We start from the raw sequence: 4,134 nt of genomic DNA, 5'->3' as shown, positions 1-4,134 counted from the left end.
TGCTAACTCTGGCACTTGAGCACAAACCCACTCAAGATGCATCGCTTCATCGATGAGCGCTAACTTTGATTGATTTTGGTGAAACATAGTGTGTACCTCTAAAAAGAATCGTCATTGTAAGTTGCTTATTCTTCTGGCATTGCCAGCCGAACTAGCAACGCCGCGGAGTACCCGCTATCTGTAAAGTATTACTGTGTAACAACACATCACGACAGACGTGATTCAACGTGAGTGTATGGTTGAACCCCTTTCTGGACGCCCTCCCAAATATCACGCCATACGTTGATAACCGAACCACAACTTAGGCAGTTCAACACCACGCTGCCATCACGACCAACCATAATATGATTGTGTGTGGTGCTGTGGCATCGAGCGCATGGGTGCAAACCCGTAAAGCTGACACCGGCACTGGCGAGAGCGCGAAGATTCAGGACCAGCCCCTCTTCATGAACCGGACTTTGTGTTTCAATCCAGGCTTCATTGACGCTGCACCAAATGTACAAGCGCCCCTCTTCTGTCAGTGACAAGTAGTTATGACGCGCTAAATGATAGTGCGTCGCCGCCTTAGATGGGGAGTTTTCAAAGATTTGTTGGGTGTTCACGATAGCATCAAGTTTTAACATTAGACTTCTCCAATAAAGTAAAAAAGAGAAGCCCCACAGGACTTCTCCTGTGGTAAAAAGCGCTTAACGCTTCAATGGCTTAAACCATTAGTTAATCACGCGAGCAATGTTCTCCCACTCAGCGTGTTCTCTGGCGTAATCCATGAGCAAAACTTGATGCTCACTGAGGTTATCCAGCTCCGCTTTGTTGCCCTTTTGATAAGCAGACATGGCGCAGTTGCCCAGCATGATTATCCAGACACAAATACCAGCGGCTTCCTTAGAAAGCGATGCCGACGCACAGTTGTAATCATTATTGACAGCGACAGGCTCACCCATTTCTGGATAAGCAAACTTCCCGCCATTGCTTAACGTCACAAACTCCCAGTAACCACCAGAATAATCCGGTAAAAACTGATCAGAAAAATGATACACAGCTTGCTCAACCGTGAGGTAGTTTGAGGTCATTGATGGATAAAAATTAGGGCGTTCCTGAGTGGGAACAATTGATGCAGTAATCATGACGATCACCTTTGAATTGATGGATTGACAACAAGCGAGGCTATCAATCATAATCTTGGGCTCTGGCACCACTCGATTATGAATGGTAGCACTGGCCAAGATTTACAACGTCTGATGCGTTGTGCTGCTAGTATAACGAAGTGTGAAAAAGCTCGTCAATCAATGACGGGCTTTTTTCTTATCAAAATCGGCTAACATGCCACTCAATTGAAGCTCTGTCCCTCCTTTTTCTAGGTGGTCTTGATAGCGACGCTGGGCATGAACCTTTTTCACGAGCAGTGCTTGACGCTCTTCGGGTGTGCGTCGAGGGAAATGGCTTTCGGTTTCATGTGCCAAGGCAAACTTGAAATCTTCATTTTTGCTCAGCAAATAGAGGTCGAACATCATGTCATCGAATGAGCTGTACACTTGGCTTTCAAAGTTCTCTCTGAGAGACAGGTTTGACTCCCCGTCATCGTAAAAAAACAGCCCAGTTTTAATCGCTTCTATTTTTTTCATTGCGCCTCCATTCAAATGCATCCAAACGCATAGATTAACCGATCCAGATTGAACAAAAAAAAGCCCGATCATGCAATAACATGATCGGGCACTTTCGCTATGCCGCTTTAGAAATCTTCATTTCGTTCAGCGACATGAGGTATTGATGCGCTTTACTGGCTTGAGCGGCGGCTTTAAAAACATAACGCTTGTCATTTTTCAACGCCTCCAACCAGTTTGCGATATAAGATTCGTGTTGAACGTCACCAACTATCCCCAAATCCGCCATGGTAAAAGCGGCCCCGAGTTCAGCGATTAACTCTTCAAAAGCGTAATCCTTGCTACCAAACCGCCCTTTGCTGTCACGATCTAAACGAGATTGATGTCCCGTCCAATGCGTCAACTCATGCATAATGGTGGCATAGAGATCGGCTGTCGAAGCGAACCTTTCACGTTCAGGGATGACAACGTCATCCGTAGATGGACGATAAAACGCTTTCTGTCCACCATAACGAATAGATACTCCCGTCTGCTGAATGAAGCGCTCAGCTTCATCAATCAATGCTATCTCATCACGTTCAGGGCGCGCCATGGCTACTTCATCGTCTTCAATCCCATCAATTTGATCAACGTTAAAAACCTTAAAAGTTCGTAACATCGCGTAGGTATCTTGCTCGTCATTATCATCTTCGTGCCGATTTTTCTTCTCCACGATTTTGAAAAAGAAAATCGCTGTCCCTTTTTCACCCTTTCTAACCTGACCACCCGGCGCTTTCGACTGCTTGTACGTCAGCCATTGGTTGGATGAAAAGCGGTTAAGCTGCGCACTCATCCAAAGTAACATGATATTCAACCCTTTATATTCGGTTTGACTCTGATACCGCCTTAGTTGGCGGTATCTGTGTTAATGCTTGAAAGTCAATGAGTCGATTTAAAGACGTGCTTACGTTTTTTCATTAACAACGCCCCTTAAAGCTGTAACTATTTATATTCATGGAAAACGAACCGACCTTATTCAAACTGACTCTGAAACCATTTACGCCAACCCACCACTTGCCGCTGAATCAATTCGAGCTGCTCAGTAAGCAAAACGAGCGCGCCGTGAGATAAAAATTTCAACTCCCACGCCAACATTAACAAACTTTGCACTACGTCCAAATTCGCATTAAGCTCGAACAACCATTCAAAAGCCTTCCGTTTTCCTGTTTTTAATTTTCCATATAAATTAGCTTGAACCGAGCAACGAATGCTTTGGGTAAGCTCATTTAAAATTTGCTCTCCTGTTGTAAATCGAAAAGCCCTTGGTAAATGCTGATGTTGCCCCCAATATAATTTGTATAATTTTTGCAAATCATAGTAGATACGATGATGACGAAACATCTTATTCAAAATCCTAACCTCAAATATCACCATCAGCTTTCTGCTGAACTATTGCATTGTGTGACACTGTCAGGAAGCAGCCAACAAAAGTCCGCAAACGCCCTGAATTTCCCAACGATTTGTTGTGATTTAGCCACTCAAATATTAACCAACACCTATCACCCTAGGCCTTACCATCACTTCGCGATAACAGAGCCTAAACTCAGAGAAGTCTACGCGCCTGATTTTAGAGATCGCATTGTTCAAATGTGGGTAGCATTGCAATTCACACCTATGATGGAGAGGCGACTAATTAACGACACCTACGCCAATAGAAAAGGCAAAGGAACGTTATCGGCAATATGTAAAGCGCAAAAATGCATGCGTCAGCCTCACCATTCTTGGGGGCTTCAGCTAGACATCTATAGTTATTTCAATTGCATTAATAAAGCCACACTCATCAATCAACTGCGCTCGCTCATTGAACGTTCAACGTTAAGCCCTCTTCGCAAATGGTGCTTAACAACGCTCACGGAGCTTATCGTGCAACATGATGCAACCGCGCAACCAAACCAAAAAACAGGCAAACTGCATCTACTAAACAAAATCCCACACCATAAAAAACTTCAATTTCAGAACACTGTTCACACCGGCTTGCCTATTGGTAGTGTGACTAGCCAGTTATTTGGCAATTTTTATCTCAATGATCTAGACCACTACATCAAACATAACCTTAGTGTTAAAGGATACATTCGATATATGGACGATTTACTTCTTCTGGCCGATTCACCAGAAAAACTGCAATACTGGAAAGTTCAAATTGAACGCTACCTTCATTCAAACCTGCATTTAAAATTGCATCCTTGCAAAACACAAATATCTTCAGTCGACAATGGATTTGATTACCTTGGCTTTCGTGTTTACCCACACCATAAGCATATTCGAAAAAGCACCATTGATTCATTAAAGAACCGTTTGCGCTATTTCAATACCCTTCTAACATCGAAGGGGTCAGCGCCTAAAACAAAGCCCTCCCGAGGTCTTTGGAGTAAAAAAGACATTCATCAAGCTCCGTTTTACACTCAACTCAAGGCGATGCAATCCACGGTAAACAGCTACTATGGACTACTAAACCAAGCCAATCATTGCAAGTTGCGGCAAAGCCTTTACCATT

At 43.7% G+C, this 4,134-nt stretch carries 6 protein-coding genes and 1 pseudogene; 1 reads left to right on the top strand and 6 read right to left on the bottom strand.

The genetic code is table 11. The annotated features are described in order from the left end of the window. Positions 1–206 precede the first annotated feature (206 nt). From AAFM34_RS20465 to AAFM34_RS20440, 6 genes and pseudogenes are all read right to left on the bottom strand, one after another. Positions 207–503: a hypothetical protein gene (locus AAFM34_RS20465; RefSeq protein WP_341666046.1), complete on the bottom strand. Its 297-nt coding sequence runs from the start codon at positions 501–503 to the stop codon at positions 207–209. Positions 504–710: 207 nt separating this feature from the next. After that, positions 711–1,124: an antirestriction protein gene (locus AAFM34_RS20460; RefSeq protein ID WP_341666044.1), complete on the bottom strand. Its 414-nt coding sequence runs from the start codon at positions 1,122–1,124 to the stop codon at positions 711–713. Positions 1,125–1,283: 159 nt separating this feature from the next. Further along, positions 1,284–1,622 (bottom strand): hypothetical protein, encoded by a 339-nt coding sequence (locus tag AAFM34_RS20455; protein ID WP_248875180.1) that lies wholly within the window; start codon positions 1,620–1,622, stop codon positions 1,284–1,286. 97 nt (positions 1,623–1,719) lie between these two features. Then, positions 1,720–2,259, bottom strand: a complete 540-nt coding sequence (locus AAFM34_RS20450) for a zincin-like metallopeptidase domain-containing protein (protein ID WP_341666048.1) — start codon at positions 2,257–2,259, stop codon at positions 1,720–1,722. Further along, a pseudogene (locus AAFM34_RS20445) lies at positions 2,248–2,475 on the bottom strand (ArdC-like ssDNA-binding domain-containing protein); the annotation flags it as partial. The gene AAFM34_RS20450 and the pseudogene AAFM34_RS20445, both read right to left, overlap by 12 nt. Before the next feature lie 137 nt (positions 2,476–2,612). Then, positions 2,613–2,981 carry a four helix bundle protein gene (locus AAFM34_RS20440; protein WP_285383940.1) on the bottom strand — a complete coding sequence of 123 codons (369 nt, stop codon included), beginning with the start codon at positions 2,979–2,981 and terminating at the stop codon, positions 2,613–2,615. On the opposite strand from AAFM34_RS20440, the gene AAFM34_RS20435 reads away from it, so the two are divergent. Further along, the coding region (locus AAFM34_RS20435; protein WP_341666037.1) for an RNA-directed DNA polymerase at positions 2,967–4,134 on the top strand (1,168 nt) is incomplete at its 3' end. The two genes, AAFM34_RS20440 and AAFM34_RS20435, sit on opposite strands and share 15 nt — an antisense overlap.

Source organism: Vibrio sp., from assembly GCF_038138445.1.
Lineage (GTDB): Bacteria > Pseudomonadota > Gammaproteobacteria > Enterobacterales > Vibrionaceae > Vibrio.
Note: the sequence above shows the minus strand (reverse complement) of the source record. Positions and strands in the feature narration are given on the sequence as shown.